The sequence below is a fragment of the Bradyrhizobium sp. A11 genome (assembly GCF_042077125.1).
Classification (GTDB): domain Bacteria; phylum Pseudomonadota; class Alphaproteobacteria; order Rhizobiales; family Xanthobacteraceae; genus Bradyrhizobium; species Bradyrhizobium japonicum_B.
Genome location: NZ_CP149509.1, coordinates 3,533,868 through 3,547,645, shown reverse-complemented (window position 1 = coordinate 3,547,645; position 13,778 = coordinate 3,533,868). Strand labels below are relative to the sequence as shown.

15 protein-coding genes are annotated in these 13,778 nt (G+C 65.7%); 8 read left to right on the top strand and 7 right to left on the bottom strand.

Translation table 11 applies throughout. The features are described 5' to 3' along the window. Window positions 1–60 precede the first annotated feature (60 nt). Window positions 61–1,137, bottom strand: a complete 1,077-nt coding sequence (locus WI560_RS16455; RefSeq protein WP_375304041.1) for a methyl-accepting chemotaxis protein — start codon at window positions 1,135–1,137, stop codon at window positions 61–63. A 279-nt stretch (window positions 1,138–1,416) separates the two neighbouring features. Here WI560_RS16455 and recJ point away from each other — a divergent pair, with 279 nt between their 5' ends. From recJ to WI560_RS16440, 3 genes are all read left to right on the top strand, one after another. Continuing rightward, entirely contained in the window at window positions 1,417–3,258 is a 1,842-nt protein-coding gene (gene recJ / locus WI560_RS16450) for a single-stranded-DNA-specific exonuclease RecJ (RefSeq protein ID WP_375304040.1), read from the top strand. Between the two features lie 106 nt (window positions 3,259–3,364). Then, window positions 3,365–4,174, top strand: a complete 810-nt coding sequence (locus WI560_RS16445; RefSeq protein WP_375304039.1) for an SDR family NAD(P)-dependent oxidoreductase — start codon at window positions 3,365–3,367, stop codon at window positions 4,172–4,174. Window positions 4,175–4,271: 97 nt separating this feature from the next. Then, window positions 4,272–5,069, top strand: coding sequence for an aldolase (locus tag WI560_RS16440; protein WP_375304038.1), 798 nt, complete (start codon window positions 4,272–4,274; stop codon window positions 5,067–5,069). 42 nt (window positions 5,070–5,111) lie between these two features. On the opposite strand, the gene WI560_RS16435 is transcribed toward WI560_RS16440, so the two are convergent. After that, the gene (locus tag WI560_RS16435) at window positions 5,112–5,996 is read right to left on the bottom strand and encodes a LysR substrate-binding domain-containing protein (protein ID WP_375304037.1); all 885 of its coding nucleotides are present in this window, start codon (window positions 5,994–5,996) and stop codon (window positions 5,112–5,114) included. Window positions 5,997–6,104: 108 nt separating this feature from the next. On the opposite strand from WI560_RS16435, the gene WI560_RS16430 reads away from it, so the two are divergent. Beyond that, a complete protein-coding gene (locus tag WI560_RS16430; RefSeq protein WP_375304036.1) occupies window positions 6,105–6,794 on the top strand; it encodes an FMN-dependent NADH-azoreductase in 690 nt (229 codons plus the stop codon). A gap of 51 nt (window positions 6,795–6,845) precedes the next feature. On the opposite strand, the gene WI560_RS16425 is transcribed toward WI560_RS16430, so the two are convergent. After that, a complete protein-coding gene (locus WI560_RS16425; protein ID WP_375304035.1) occupies window positions 6,846–8,075 on the bottom strand; it encodes a lytic murein transglycosylase in 1,230 nt (409 codons plus the stop codon). A gap of 148 nt (window positions 8,076–8,223) precedes the next feature. On the opposite strand from WI560_RS16425, the gene WI560_RS16420 reads away from it, so the two are divergent. Both WI560_RS16420 and WI560_RS16415 read left to right on the top strand, forming a co-directional pair. Next, entirely contained in the window at window positions 8,224–8,484 is a 261-nt protein-coding gene (locus WI560_RS16420) for a hypothetical protein (RefSeq protein WP_028136602.1), read from the top strand. Window positions 8,485–8,546: 62 nt separating this feature from the next. After that, window positions 8,547–8,798, top strand: coding sequence for a hypothetical protein (locus tag WI560_RS16415; RefSeq protein ID WP_375304034.1), 252 nt, complete (start codon window positions 8,547–8,549; stop codon window positions 8,796–8,798). A 50-nt stretch (window positions 8,799–8,848) separates the two neighbouring features. Here the strand turns inward: WI560_RS16415 and WI560_RS16410 are convergent, their stop codons facing one another. Further along, window positions 8,849–9,379, bottom strand: coding sequence for a MarR family winged helix-turn-helix transcriptional regulator (locus WI560_RS16410; protein WP_375304033.1), 531 nt, complete (start codon window positions 9,377–9,379; stop codon window positions 8,849–8,851). A 54-nt stretch (window positions 9,380–9,433) separates the two neighbouring features. Between WI560_RS16410 and WI560_RS16405 the strand changes: the two genes are divergently transcribed. Continuing rightward, window positions 9,434–9,910 (top strand): carboxymuconolactone decarboxylase family protein, encoded by a 477-nt coding sequence (locus WI560_RS16405; protein WP_375304032.1) that lies wholly within the window; start codon window positions 9,434–9,436, stop codon window positions 9,908–9,910. A gap of 21 nt (window positions 9,911–9,931) precedes the next feature. Beyond that, a complete protein-coding gene (locus WI560_RS16400; RefSeq protein WP_028136598.1) occupies window positions 9,932–10,435 on the top strand; it encodes a cupin domain-containing protein in 504 nt (167 codons plus the stop codon). A gap of 24 nt (window positions 10,436–10,459) precedes the next feature. On the opposite strand, the gene WI560_RS16395 is transcribed toward WI560_RS16400, so the two are convergent. Genes WI560_RS16395 through efp form a run of 3 tightly spaced genes read right to left on the bottom strand, consistent with a single transcriptional unit; the run spans window position 10,460 to window position 13,723 of the window. Then, window positions 10,460–11,452 (bottom strand): DUF808 domain-containing protein, encoded by a 993-nt coding sequence (locus WI560_RS16395; RefSeq protein WP_375304031.1) that lies wholly within the window; start codon window positions 11,450–11,452, stop codon window positions 10,460–10,462. Between the two features lie 57 nt (window positions 11,453–11,509). Continuing rightward, window positions 11,510–13,132, bottom strand: coding sequence for a M23 family peptidase (locus WI560_RS16390; protein WP_375304030.1), 1,623 nt, complete (start codon window positions 13,130–13,132; stop codon window positions 11,510–11,512). A gap of 24 nt (window positions 13,133–13,156) precedes the next feature. Beyond that, complete coding sequence (efp, locus tag WI560_RS16385) at window positions 13,157–13,723, bottom strand: elongation factor P (RefSeq protein WP_028136595.1); 567 nt, start codon at window positions 13,721–13,723, stop codon at window positions 13,157–13,159. Between the last annotated feature and the right edge of the window lie 55 nt (window positions 13,724–13,778).

Here is a 13,778-nt window from a genome sequence, read left to right as displayed (position 1 = left end):
ACAACCCCGAGTCTACTGTGCATGGGGTTGTTTTCGCGTTTTTTGTATCGGCCTGCCAGCTCACGCCCCGCAGACGATGACACCGTACCAGCCGAGCCCGCGATAGGTCTCGTAGCCCGGCGTCGCATGGAAGGCGATCAGCGACCCGTTGCGGTCGTGATAGAAGCCGGAGCGCTGGCCGTTCAGCGAAATCGAGATGCGCTCGCTGAGGATGCCCTGGCCGTCGGACGCCGCGATCACGCGCAAGTTCGAATCGACCAGCAGCACGCGGGCCTTGTCGCTGTCGCCGACGCGCACGCCCTGGACGATGGCGCGGGCCTGTGGCTCCCAGTCGAAATGGATGGCGAGCACGCCGATCGGCGCGCCGCTCGCCTGGCCGCCGGCGCGGACGCTGGCGCAATAGGTCGCCACCTGCGCGTTGCCGAGCAGCGGCTGGTTCTCGACGTCGCCGGCGACGTAATCGTCGCCGGAGCGCAGGCCCTTCGCCTCGCGAAACCATTTGGTGTGGGCGACGTTCTGGCCGACGACGCGGAAGCGGTCGGCCCGGCCGTTGGCGATGACGTTGCCGTCGAGGTCGCAGAGCCAGAGGTCGAGATAGACGGTGTAGGCCCCGAGGATCACGCCCAGGCGCTGCGAGGCGTGGGAGACGGCTGCGGCACTCGGCGATGCCGCACAATCGACCACGGCGGAATCGGTCGCCCACCAGCGCACGTCGCAGGTACGTTCGTAGAGGTTGCGGTCGATCAGCTCGATCGCGTTCAGCGACAGGTCCATCATGCGCTCGCCGCGCGAACGCTGGCTCATGCGTTCGATCGAGGAGACGAGGTCGCCGGTGCGCTTCGTCAATTGGGTTTCGAGCTCGCGTGCGATGGTCTCGACCTGCTGGCCGACGCCGCGCACCTCCTGCGCCACAACGGCAAAACCCGCGCCTTGCGCGCCGGCGCGCGAGCTCTCGATCAGCGCGTTCAACGCCAGCATCTTCATCTGGTTGGTGATCTGCTGGATCGACTTGGTCTTGTCGACCGCGATCTGGTTGACCTCCGCGGTGAGGCGGTTGATCAGCGCGGAAATGTCGGAATCATCCTCAGCGGGTTCGGTGGCGATCGGCTTGGCCTTCAGACCCAGCGCAGCAGACATCGGGGGCATCCCTTGGCAATGAGGTCTGATCTGCAACGAACCCGGAAACTACAAATTACAGATCGAATACGATTCTTTTTCGAAGATTCCGCCTAACGCCTGCTTAATTTGCTGTTCGGCGGATTGCCCAAATGATAGTCACTCAGCGCAGCAAATCGGCAATCCACCGCTTTGTGCACCGCGGAGATTGCAAATGCCCGGAGATTCCGGGTCAATCACTCCGCAAGCCGGACCGGCGCGACCTCGTCGGCTGCGGCTTCCTCAAACCAACTGCGATACATGACGCCGCCTGCCACCGCCTTGCCCGTCGAAGCGCCCCAGGCGTTTCTCGGCGTCGCGCGCTCGCTGACCGACAAGCTCTGGCGCGACCGGCTGGATGCCCGGGGGGCGGCCCAGGCGCTCGCGATCGTGCAGCGGCACCAGCTTCCGGAATTGCTGGCCCGGGTGCTGGCCGGCCGCGGCGTCGACATCGACGCGGTGCCCGACTTCCTCGATCCGACCATCCGCAAGCTCATGCCTGACCCGTTCACGGTGACCGAGATGGAGGCCGCGGCGAAGCGGATCGCGGATGCCGCAGTGAAGGGCGAGAAGGTCGCGATCTTCGGCGACTACGATGTCGACGGCGCGACCTCGGCGGCGTTGCTGTCCTGGCACCTGCGCCATTGCGGCCTGGATCCGCTGATCCACATTCCCGACCGCATTTTCGAGGGCTACGGACCGAACACCGAAGCGGTGCGTGCGCTCGCCGCGAAGGGCGCCACGCTGCTCGTCACCGTCGATTGCGGCACCACCAGCATCGAGCCGCTCGCCGAGGCCAGGCGCCTTGGCATGTCCGTGGTCGTGATCGATCATCACCAGGCCGGCACCGAGCTGCCGGAGGTCGACGCGCTGGTCAATCCGAACCGGCTCGACGATCTCTCGGGCCTCGGCCATCTCGCCGCGGTCGGTCTCGTGCTGGTGACGCTGGTGGCGGTCAATCGCGAGCTGCGTCAGCGCGGTTTCTGGAGCGCGGAGATGCCCGAGCCGGATCTGCTCGGCATGCTGCATCACGTCGCGCTCGGGACGGTTGCCGACGTCGCCCCCCTAATCGGTCTCAACCGCGCCTTCGTCGCCAAGGGCCTGATCGCGATGCGCCGGCGCGACCATGTCGGCCATACCGCGCTGATGGACGTGGCGCGGCTCAACGGGCCCCCGGAGGCCTGGCATCTCGGCTTCATGCTGGGGCCGCGCATCAACGCCGGCGGCCGGATCGGCCGCGCCGATCTCGGCGTGCGGCTGCTGCTGGAGGCCGACAGCGTCGAGGCGGCGCGGATCGCGGCCGAGCTCGATCGCCTCAACAGCGAGCGGCGCGTGATCGAGCAGGCCGCGGAGGCGCAGGCCGAGGCCGAGGCGCTGGCCTCGATCGGGCTGGAGGACAAGCTCGGCGTCATCGTCACGGCCTCCGAAGGCTGGCATCCCGGCGTGGTCGGCCTCGTGGCCTCCCGCCTCAAGGAGAAGTTCTCGCGGCCCGCCTTCGCCATCGCTCTGGAGCCCGGCGGCATCGGCACCGGCTCGGGCCGCTCGATCGCCGGCGTCGATCTCGGCAAGGCGGTGCGGCAGGCGGTGGCCGACGGCATTCTGCTCAAAGGCGGCGGGCACGCGATGGCCGCGGGCGTGACGCTGCGCAAAGAGAAGCTCGCCGAATTCCGCGCGTATCTCGAGAACGCATTGGCGCAGGACGTGGCCGAGGCCCGCCACGTCAACGAGCTCTATATCGACGGCGCGGTTTCCGCGCGGGCAGTGACGACGGAGCTTGCGGCGACGCTCAACCGCGCCGGTCCTTTCGGCAGCGGCAATCCGGAGCCCGTGCTGGCGCTGCCAGCGCACCAGCTCGTGTTTGCCGACGAGGTCGGCCAGGCTCACTTGAGGCTGCGCTTCAAGTCGGGCGACGGCGCCATCGTCAACGGCATCGCGTTCCGCTCGGTCGGCCAGAAGCTCGGCAACGCGCTGCTCGCCAATCGCGGCCAGCAATTGCATGTCGCCGGCTCGCTCTCGGTCGACCGCTATCAGGGCGCCGAGCGGGTGCAATTCCGCGTCGTCGACGTCGCGCTACCGGACCAGGGGCCGTCCGTGATTAGATGACGCATGATCCGGACCCGAAGGGCCGCGCAAGCGCAAAGTGTAAGCGTTTTCCGAAAAGATCATGCGTGAAACATAACGTCTCGAACAACAAGAAAAGGGAGAGAACATGGCAGGGCAGGTCGAGGGCAAGGTCGCGCTGGTGACGGGCGGGGCCTCCGGTATCGGCGAGGCCATCGTCGAGCTGTTCGCGCGCGAGGGCGCCACCGTCGTCATCACCGACATCGACGAGCTGCGCGGCCCGGAGCTCGCCAAGCGCGTGACGAGTGCCGGCGGCAAGGCGCTCTTTCTCGAACAGGACGTCACCAGCGAAGAGCGCTGGATCGACGTGGTCGCCGAGATCGCCAAGCGCTACGGGCGGCTCGATATTCTGGTCTCCAATGCCGGCATCGGCATTGCGGTGCCCTCGATCGTCGACATGACGCTCGCTGACTGGCGCAAGCAGAACGCGATCAACCTCGACGGTGTCTTTCTCTCGGTCAAGCATTGCCTTCCCCTGATGCGAAAGCATGGCGGCGGCTCGATCGTCATGATGTCCTCGCTGGCGGGCCTGCGCGGCGCGCCCGGTCTGTCGGCCTATTCAGCGACGAAAGGTGGCGTGCGGCTGTTCGCCAAGTCGATCGCCATGGAATGCGCGGCGGCCGGCGACGGCATCCGCGTCAACTCGGTTCATCCCGGCATCATCGACACGCCGATCTGGAGCAAGATCCCGACCGGGGCGACCGGCGCCGGCCAGAACGCGCCGATCGATCCGGAGGAACGGGCCAAGGTTGCAACTCCGCTCGGCCGCGCCGGGCAGGCCGCGGAGATCGCCTCCGGCGTGCTGTACCTGGCCTCCGACGCCTCGCGCTACGTCACCGGCAGCGAGCTCGTGATCGACGGCGGCATGAACGCAGGCGGCGTGCCGCGGCGGGCCTGAAGCCGCGCAGGGCAGGGTGGCACCGCGCAGGGGCTGACGCGCATGCGCGGCCGCTGTACAACGCGAATAGCTCCCGACTGACAGAGGTATCCTCGCCATGGCGCACAGCCTTCACGCTTCCTCATCCGCGCCCGCGCCATTCCGCTCGAACCGGCCGGACCTTGCGACCGACGCGATCCGCACCGCGCGCGAGGACCTGGCCGCCTGCTTCCGCATGGCGGCGCGCAACGGTTTTGAGGAAGGCATCTGCAACCACTTCTCGGCCGTCGTGCCTGGTCATGACGATCTGTTCCTGGTGAACCCTTATGGCTATGCCTTTCGCGAGTTGACCGCGTCGAAGCTCCTGATCTGCGACTTCCACGGCAACGTGCTTGACGGCGAGGGCGTGCCCGAGGCGACCGCGTTCTACATCCACGCCGAGATGCACAGGCTGCTGCCGCGCGCCAAGGTCGCGTTCCACACCCACATGCCCTACGCCACGGCGCTGTCGATGACCGAGGGCGATCCCTTGATCTGGGCCGGCCAGACCGCGCTGAAATTCTATGGCCGGACGGTTGTGGACCGCGACTATAACGGCCTCGCGCTCGACAGCCGCGAAGGCGCGCGGATCGCCTCGGCCGTGGGCGACGCCGATATCGTCTTCATGAAGCATCACGGCGTGATGGTGCTGGCCCCGACCATCGCAGAGGCGTGGGACGACCTCTATTACCTCGAGCGTGCTGCCGAAGTGCAGGTTCTGGCGATGTCGACGGGACGGAAGGTGCAGCCGGTCGATCCCGCCGTTGCGGCGGAGACCTACCGGCAGATGCGCGAGGGAGATTCCGAATCCGCCCGGCTGCATCTCGCCGCGATCCGCAGGCAGCTCGATGCGGAGGAGCCGCAGTATCGGCATTGACCACGGTGTCATTCCGGGGCGCGCTTGAGTTGCGCGTGCGTATCAGCGGGCCGCCTCGAACTCTGACTTCAGCCAGTGTCGTACAGCCTCGACCGGCTCGGTGAGCGGCCGGTCGCGGCTGCGGACCAAGTGCAGCGAAAATCCTTCCAGTTCCGGCCCGAATGGTGCGACCAGCGTTCCCTGCGAAAGTTCGTCGGCGACGAGGACAAGACTGTGCAGAGCGACACCAGCGCCGGCGACGGTTGCCTGGATGGCATGGGTTTCATCGCTGAAATGCACGCCTGCGCGCGCATCAACGTCGTCAATGCTGGCCATCCTGAGCCAGCGCCGCCAGGTCGGATTTCCGGCATCACGACGGCGCCAGTCGAAATGGAGCAGCGTTGCTGAGCGCAGGTCGCTCGGTCTTCGGATGCCCAAGCGCGGACTGGCGACCGGCGCGAAACGATCGACCGTGAGCGGCTCGGCAATCAGATCGGGATAAGGACCGGAACCGTAGCGAAGTGCGAGGTCCGCGGTCGAATTGAGGTCGACCACCTCCAAGGTCGCAAGCAATGTGAGATCAATGTCGGCTCTGCTCTTTCGGAGCCCAGGAAGACGCGGCACCAGCCATTTGGCTGTGAAAGCCGGCGTCGCCGAGAGTGTGACCACCGCCCGGCGCCGCTTCCGGCTCAATCCCTCCAGAACACGCGCAAAGGCATCGAAGCCCTCGCGCAGGACCGGAAGCAGGACCTGACCTTCGGCGGTGAGCAGGACCTGCCGCGTCCGGCGCTCGAACAGTCTGACCCCGACCGTCTGCTCCAGCTGTCGCACCTGATGGCTGATCGCGGTCGGCGTGACGTGAAGCTCATCGGCGGCGCGCTTGAAGCTGAGGTGACGTGCCGCCGCTTCAAATGCACGCAATCCCGCCAGCGGAGGAAGCCTTCTCATCGCGAACTCGAGGATGAATGCAGTTCATCCATAAGCTGAGCAACTTTCGTTTGTCAACGACGGGGCCTGAACCGATCTATTGGTCAAACAGATGAGAGGAGTTCTGCAATGCAACTGCTACAGATCGATTCAAGTGCGCGGTTAGAGCCTTCAGATGCAAATCCGCGTGGTTCGCATACGAGGCGTCTGACTCAGCGTTTCGTCCAACGATGGCTACAGTCGCGGCCCGGGGATCGCATCGTCAGCCGCGACCTCGGTCGCTTCGCACCGCGGCCGGTGACCGACGACTGGGTCAAGGCGGCCTTTGCGAAGCCCGATCGACGCGAGCCATGGATGAGAGAGGCTTTGGCGGAAAGCGATGCGCTGGTCGACGAGCTGACCTCAGCTGATCTGATCGTCGCGGGCGTGCCAATGTACAACTTCGGTGTGCCAGCGCAGTTCAAGGCATACATAGACAACGTTGTTCGGGTCGGACGCACCTTCGGCTTTGACCGATCATGTCCGGACAATCCATATTCCTCGCTGCTTGCGGGCATGGACAAGCATCTTGTCCTGCTCGGTTCGCGCGGAGACTACGGGTACGATCCGGGCGGGCGTATGGCCGCCGTCAATCATGTCGAAGGAGCCGTCCGGGACGTGTTTGCTTTCATCGGGATCACGGCGTTCCACGGCATCGCAGTCGAGTACGACGAATTCGCCGACGATCGGTTGCAGGCGTCGGTTGCCGCGGCCGAGCGTGCCGTGGATGACCTGGTCGACGAGCTGCTGAAGCTGACAGAACAGCGACACGCGGCTTAAGGGTCGGCTGCAAGCGCGGGGGAGGCGCCAGCGCCGGCGCTTCCGGCCGTGCTAGTTGGTTTGCCGCAGCTTCGCCAGCACCTTCAGCCCGCCATAACCGTCCGCCGGCGTGATGCCTGCGCGCTGCTGGAAATCCTTGACCGCCTTCATGGTGTCGTTGCCGACGCGGCCGTCGGTGCCGCCGGTGTCGAAGCCGGCCTTGGTCAGGCGCGTCTGCATCTCCTGCACCTCGGCGAGGGTCAGTGCGCGCTCGGAGCCGGGGAAGGGCTGGATGAACGGCGGCGCGCCGAGGCAACGGTCGCCGAGATGGCAGATCGCCAGCGCATAATTCATCGAAGGGTTGTAGCTCTTCACCGAGTAGAAATTCGGCCCCAGCAGGAACGTCGGCCCGCCCGCCACCGGCGTCCACATCTGCGCGGACGCATTCGGTTGCGGGAAGGGCTGGCCGTCGGCGCGGGTGACGCCGGCTGCCTGCCAGGCCGCATAGGTGCGGCTGCCGCTCATATTGCCGGCGGCGCGCACCTCATAGCCCCAATGCTCGCCGCGATGCCATTTGCCGCGATTGACCAGATACTTTGCGGTCGAGCCCAGCGCGTCGTCGGGCTTGCCGAACGGCGACACCTTGCCGTCGCCGTCATAGTCGATGCCGACATTGAGCCAGACCTCCGGCATCCATTGCGAATGCCCCATCGCGCCGGCCCAGGAGCCCTTCATCTCCTCCGGCGTGCTCCAGCCCTTGTCGACGATGCGCAGCGCGTTGATGAGTTCGGTCTCCCAATAGGTCTTGCGGCGCGGCTCGTTCCAGGCGAGCGCGGCGAGCGAGGGAAACACCGGCCTCATGTGATTCTGCTGCACCAGGGGATCGCCATAGGCGGACTCGACGCCCCACAGCGCCAGCAGCGTGCCGCGTTCGACGCCGAAATCGCGCTCGATGCGGGCGAACAACGACTCGTTGTTCTTCAGCGCGATCTTGCCGTTGATGATGCGCCAGTCGGAGACGCGGCGATTGATGTACTGCCAGACCTGCTCGTGGAATTCGGGCTGATTGCGCATCTGCTTGAACACGCTCATGTCGGGTTCAACCCGCCCCATCACGCGTTGCCAGGTCGCAGCGGAAATGCCCTTCGCCATCGCGCGTGCACGAAAGCTCTCGCGCCATTCCTCGAAGCCCGGAGGCGCAGCGTGACCGCTCGCGGGCAATGCAAGCAGCGCGGCCGCCCCCAGCGTGGATTTCAGGAGCGCGCGGCGGGTTTGATGGGGCGAGGAATCAGCGTGTTTCATCGGCGCATCCTAGCCGGAAACATGGCTCGTGTGAGTCGGTTCCTGGAACAGCCGCTGCATGATTTTTGGTGCCGGCCGATGATCCTGTTCCCGCCGGAACAAACTGTCGCAGTCCCGCATTCCTTCCGCACGAGATGAGGAGGAGAATATGAGGACATATCTGTTGGCCGCCGCAATGGTCACGGCGATCGCGGCGCCCGCGTTCGCGGACGAGGTCGGCGTTCACGTCGGTCCGTCCGGCGCTGGCGTGACGGTCGGTCAATCCCACGAGTACCGCGAGCGGCATCGGGATCGTGACCGCACCACCGTGATCAGGGAGCGCGAGCCCTCCGATCGCACCACGGTGATCAAGAAGGAAGATGAATACGGAAATCGCGAAAAGACCGTGATTCATCACGACAACGACTGACGGAACAGGCCCCGGCCAGAGTGCCGGGGCCAAGTTCTGTTCATCAGGAGAATCGGGCTGGAATGAAGATACGCACGCATGCGGAGAGCCATGTCGTCGAACTCGATGACGGCTCGCAATGGCAGATCTTTCCCGGCGATCTCGCGACCACGCTGAGCTGGAAGCCCGAAACCGATCTGCACCTGGAGCCGAGCGGCGACCGGGTGAGTTCGCATGTGCTGGTCAACGCTGACGATGAGACCCGCGTGCGGGTGATCGCTGCGGGCGAAGCCTGGCCCGACGGCGAGGTCAAGGATGCGCTGAAGGGCGGGTAAAGGCCCTGCGGGTCGCTACTTGCGGGTCGCAAGCGGCGGGACGGGGCCGTCTAATCCTCTTGCAGCTCGGTCGCGATGCCGGTGAGCCAGCGCCGGATTGCAGTCTCGGTCTTCGTATCCAGGCTCCGAGCAAGGCGCTTCTCCAATTCGATCACACGCTCCCGGCAGGCTTTCAGGAGCGCCGTACCGCGCGTCGTCAGTGTCCATTGCTGGATGCGGCCGTGAACGGGATGGGGCGTCATCACGATCGCGCCGTCACGTTCGAGATTGCGGATGATGACCCCGACGGTCTGCGGCGTCAGGAAGGTGAGGCGGGCGACGTCGGCGCCTGACAGACCCGGATAGGCATTCAGCATCGTCAGCACAGCGAATTGCGGCGAGGTCACGCCGAGATCGGCGAGGGCCCGCTCCATCGTCAGGCGGACCGCGGCATGCGCCTGGCGCAGCAGATAGCCGAGATAGCCTTGCTCGCCGCGCTTGCCTTCGCCGGGAGCAGGGACGCGCACTGTGCCGTCGCCGGCAGCTCCTTGCACTTGGCGGGCGGATTTTGATCTTGTGACGACAGCGGTCTTGCGCGACATATCAGAGCTCTTATAATATATAAGGACACTTACAATAAGACGAGGTGAACCGCAATGTCACATGCCCGCAGCGAATACGAGGATTTCAAGAAGATCGCGCCCGACGTATTTGATGTGGTGCTGGCGCTGGGGCAGCTTGCGGGCAAGGCCGGCCTGGACAAGCAGCTCGTCGAGCTCGTCAAGCTGCGTGCCTCGCAGATCAACGGCTGTGCCTTCTGCGTGCAGCACCACGTCCTGCTGTCGGAACGGATCGGCGTTCCCGTCGACAAGCTTCATCTGGTCGCAGTCTGGCGCGAGGCGCCGATCTTTGCGCCGCGCGAGCGGGCCGCACTGGCCTGGGCCGAGGCCTTGACCTTGCTGCCCGATGGCGTCAGCGAGGAGGTCTACGCCGAAGCCGCCCGGGAATTCTCCGAGAGCGAGCTGATGTACCTGACCTCGGCCGTGGCCTCGATCAACGTCTGGAACCGGTTTGGTGCTGCGTTTCGTTGGACGCCGGCGTTGCGGCCGGCGGCCGCGCATGCGGCATCCTGATCGGCGCGCGGGGAGGTCGCCATGACAGCCATGAGTTTCTCTGCCGTGCAACGCCCGGCACCGTCACGTTCCACGGCGTTCGCCGCCGTCGCCGGGCTCGCCTGCGCGCTGGCAATCGGCAAAGCGCTTCCTGTGACGATGGACACGGTCTCGGGCGCACTGGCGCCGCTCTGCGCCAGTGCTGCGGATGGCTCGTCGCTGGACAAGGTCGAGCCGATCGGCTCCTACGCGCTGCCCAACGTCCCGGGCAAGCGCGTCACCATCGTGCGCGTCTCCTACGGTCCCGGCGGGTTTTCGCGGCCACATCGTCACGCAGGTTCGGTGACGGCTCATGTCACCAAGGGCGAGATCCGCTCCCAGCTCGGCGGTGGCCCGGTCGAGACGTTCGGCGTCGGCCAATCGTTCTTCGAGCCGCCGGGCTCGACGCATCTGGTCTCGGCCAATGCCAGCGCGACCGAGCCGGCGGAGTTGATCGCGGTGTTCGTGGCGGACGAGGGCGCGCAGCTCACGACGTTCCTGGATTAGCTCGGGCTCGTCGGTCGGACGCGGCTAAGAGGCTTGATCTCGCGATCGCCTCAACCGTTTCCAGGCCGGTGCAAGTCCGTATTCGACGGCCGGAATCGCAAGCGCACCAATGATCAGCCCAAGCACGCCCGAGATGGCGGCTTCGACCGACCATTCGACGATACCGGCAATCGATGGAAGGAGATGCGCGGCAGCCTCGGTCGCGGCATGGACCGTGTGGCCGACCGCGGGCGGGCCGTATTTTTCAATGCCGTGCAGGATGATGCCGCCGCCGACCCAGATCATGGCGGCGGTGCCGATGGTGCTCAGCACTACCAGGAAGGCGGGCATGCCGCGGACGAGCGCGCGCCCGAGCAAGCGGATCGCGCCGCCAATGAAGGAGGCGCTGTCGTAACGCGCAAGGGCCAGGCCGGCATCGTCCGCCTTCACGATCAGGGCGACCACACCGTAGACCCCGACCGTGATGGCGAAACCGACCAGCGCCAGCACCAGCGCCTGTGTCCAGATGCTGCCCACGGGGAGGGCTGCCAACGTGATCGCCATGATCTCCGCCGACAGGATGAAATCCGTCTTGATGGCGCTCGCGACCTTCTCGTCCTCGACCGACCTTGCATTCGGCGCGATCGGTTCGAGCTGGGCTTCGTGATGGTGCGCGTGATGCGGCATCACGGCTTCGAGCACCTTCTCGGCACCCTCGTAGCAGAGAAAGACGCCGCCGAGCATAAGCAGCGGCGTGACCGCGGCGGGAAGGAAATAGCCAAGCAGCAGGGCGATCGGCAGCAGGATCAGCAGTTTGTTGCGCAGCGATCCGATCGCGATCTTGCCGACGATCGGCAGTTCGCGTTTCGAGGCGAAACCGATGACGTAATTCGGCGTGACGGCCGCATCGTCGATGACCACGCCGGCGGCCTTTGTGCCCGCTTTGGCCGCCTGGCCCGCGATATCGTCGAGCGAGGCCGCCGCCACCTTCGCGATCCCCGCGATGTCGTCGAGAAGACCGATCAGTCCGACACTCATCAACCCTGTCCTTTGCTCGTTGGAGCCGGTGTGTTCGACAACAGCTCTTGCAAGCCGTCAGTTGTCCTCGCCGCTCGATCCTTCGCGCAGGTCCGGCTTGAGCACGTCGTCCGGCAAGGCGTGGGCGACCGGCTGCGCCGTGACCGCGATCTCCGGGCCGATCTCGCGGCCGCGGGCGCGGATCAGGCGTTCATAGGCGGAGACCAGGGTGACGTAGGGGCTGACCCAGATCCAGCCGTCGCGTGTGAACACCTGCACGTCGAAATGCAGATGCAGCGACGTTCCCGCGGGACGGTCGAGATAATTGGAGATCACGCCGATTTTCTCGCCCTCGGTGACGCTACGGCCATTGAGCACGCCGTCGGCGTTCATCGCGTTCGGGTTCATGTGCATGTAGCGGAAGCGGATGTGCTCGGTCCGGCTGTTGACCTGGAGCGTCACGGCCTGGTCCTTGGCTGCGCGGATCACGATCGCGTCACGCACGGCCACGACTGCGTGCTGCTTGGGATCGCAGGGCTCGCGGCGCTCGCCGGCGGGCGGGCAATCGGCCGCGCGGATGTCCTCGCCCTGGTGGCCGTAGCCTCCGCTGCATTGCCACACCTCGAAACTGCGCGACTCGCAGAAATTGTCGCGCCAGGGATAGGCGGTCGGTCCCTCGCTCTTCTCGCGCTTGCCGTAGGATTGCGAGCGCACGAAGGCAGGGGCCTTTTCGAGCGGAAAGCGGATCTGGGCATAGGCCATCACGTCGGGATGGCCGCCCTGCTTGCGGTAACCGGTGTTCGGGATGATGTCGCCGCTTGGCCTGTAGCTGAAGTCCGGGGAACGCGCAGCCGGGCGATCGACCACAATGGAGGCGATGTCCGTCAATGGCCGCGCACGCTGGCCGCCGGCCACGCGTAAGGCCTTCAGGAAGCGCTCCGCGACGGGATAGGCTTCCTTGCAGGCGAGCCGCCGCGGCTTGGCGACGCTGTCGAGGCACTGGATCGACACCACATAGGCGACGCCGAAACGGGTGAAGGCGTAGCGGACATAACCTTCGCGGATGAAGCGTCGCAGATCCGGATAGAGCGCCGCGAGCGGCTTGACCTGCTCGCCCTTGCCTCCTGAGGGATCTGCGATGTCGTAGACGAGCGCCGAGCCCGTGATCTGCACTTCGACCGGCCGTGCGAACACGCGGGCCGGCATGCCGTCGCCAGCGCCGGGCTCGAGCGAGAAGGTCGCGCTATAGCCGGCGGGGCCGGCGTCGAACATGTCGACGGGATTGAAGTCGGCCTGGTAGCGCGAAAGTGCGAGCGTCGCGGGCGCGCCGCTGCGTTGGCCCTCGAGGTAGGCTGCAGCGTCGAACGGCAGCAGCACGGGCACCGGGCTGCGGGTTATGCCGGTGAAGAAGCGCGAGGAGACCGCGTTGAGCTGGACCAATGCGGGCGTCGCGCGCGGATCGTAGCGCGGCACGGAACGGCGAGGCGCGAAGACGAAATCCTCCGCGACCCGGGGGCGGCTGTTGATTTCGGTACGGAACTGGTCGAGCGCTGCGCGCCAGTCGACGCGCAGGGCCGTGAGCGAGGGGCTGCGGAATTCATCCGCAGCGAGAGCAGAGGCGCTGAAGAGCGAAAGCGACGCCAGGAGTTGCGAGACGAAGCGGAAACCTTTCCCAACCACTGTCCCGCCCCCCGGCGCCATCTGTTGCGACCGCTCTGGTCCCCGTCAGTCCTTGGCGCGCTCGGAATAGGAGCCGTCTTCGGTCATCACCACGATGCGGGTGCCGACCGAGATGTGTGGCGGCACGGTGGTGCGCACGCCATTGGAGAGCACCGCGGGCTTGTAGGACGACGATGCGGTCTGGCCCTTGGTCACCGGCTCGGTCTCGACCACTTCCAGCGTCACGCGCTGCGGCAGCGCGATCGAGACCGGGTTGGTGTCGTGCATGGACAGCTTGACGGTCATGTCCGGCTGAAGATACGCGGCCGCGTCGCCGACGACGTCCTTGGAAACCTGGACCTGGTCGTAGGTTTCCGGGTTCATGAAGTGGTAGCCGTCGCCATCTTCATACAGGAAGGTGTAATTGCGCTCTTCGATGGTGGCCTTTTCGACCTGGTCGGTGGTCTTGTAGCGCTCGGAGATCTTTACCCCGTCCGAGATTCGGCGCATTTCGATCTGGCTGACCGGGGTGCCCTTGCCGGGATGGATGTTCTCGGCGCTGACGACGACATAAAGCTTGCCGTCTTGCTCGATCACGTTGCCCTTGCGAATAGAACTGGCGATGACTCTCAAAGTGATATTTCCTGCTTGCTTGGCCCGGCACCGGCCAGGACGTGGTCAAATCGAT

Coding starts and splice junctions, on each gene's coding strand:
- WI560_RS16455 (WP_375304041.1), bottom strand. CDS start 1,137: ATGTCTGCTGCGCTGGGTCTGAAGGCCAAGCCGATCGCCACCGAACCC.
- recJ (WP_375304040.1), top strand. CDS start 1,417: ATGACGCCGCCTGCCACCGCCTTGCCCGTCGAAGCGCCCCAGGCGTTT.
- WI560_RS16445 (WP_375304039.1), top strand. CDS start 3,365: ATGGCAGGGCAGGTCGAGGGCAAGGTCGCGCTGGTGACGGGCGGGGCC.
- WI560_RS16440 (WP_375304038.1), top strand. CDS start 4,272: ATGGCGCACAGCCTTCACGCTTCCTCATCCGCGCCCGCGCCATTCCGC.
- WI560_RS16435 (WP_375304037.1), bottom strand. CDS start 5,996: ATGAGAAGGCTTCCTCCGCTGGCGGGATTGCGTGCATTTGAAGCGGCG.
- WI560_RS16430 (WP_375304036.1), top strand. CDS start 6,105: ATGCAACTGCTACAGATCGATTCAAGTGCGCGGTTAGAGCCTTCAGAT.
- WI560_RS16425 (WP_375304035.1), bottom strand. CDS start 8,075: ATGAAACACGCTGATTCCTCGCCCCATCAAACCCGCCGCGCGCTCCTG.
- WI560_RS16420 (WP_028136602.1), top strand. CDS start 8,224: ATGAGGACATATCTGTTGGCCGCCGCAATGGTCACGGCGATCGCGGCG.
- WI560_RS16415 (WP_375304034.1), top strand. CDS start 8,547: ATGAAGATACGCACGCATGCGGAGAGCCATGTCGTCGAACTCGATGAC.
- WI560_RS16410 (WP_375304033.1), bottom strand. CDS start 9,379: ATGTCGCGCAAGACCGCTGTCGTCACAAGATCAAAATCCGCCCGCCAA.
- WI560_RS16405 (WP_375304032.1), top strand. CDS start 9,434: ATGTCACATGCCCGCAGCGAATACGAGGATTTCAAGAAGATCGCGCCC.
- WI560_RS16400 (WP_028136598.1), top strand. CDS start 9,932: ATGACAGCCATGAGTTTCTCTGCCGTGCAACGCCCGGCACCGTCACGT.
- WI560_RS16395 (WP_375304031.1), bottom strand. CDS start 11,452: ATGAGTGTCGGACTGATCGGTCTTCTCGACGACATCGCGGGGATCGCG.
- WI560_RS16390 (WP_375304030.1), bottom strand. CDS start 13,132: ATGGCGCCGGGGGGCGGGACAGTGGTTGGGAAAGGTTTCCGCTTCGTC.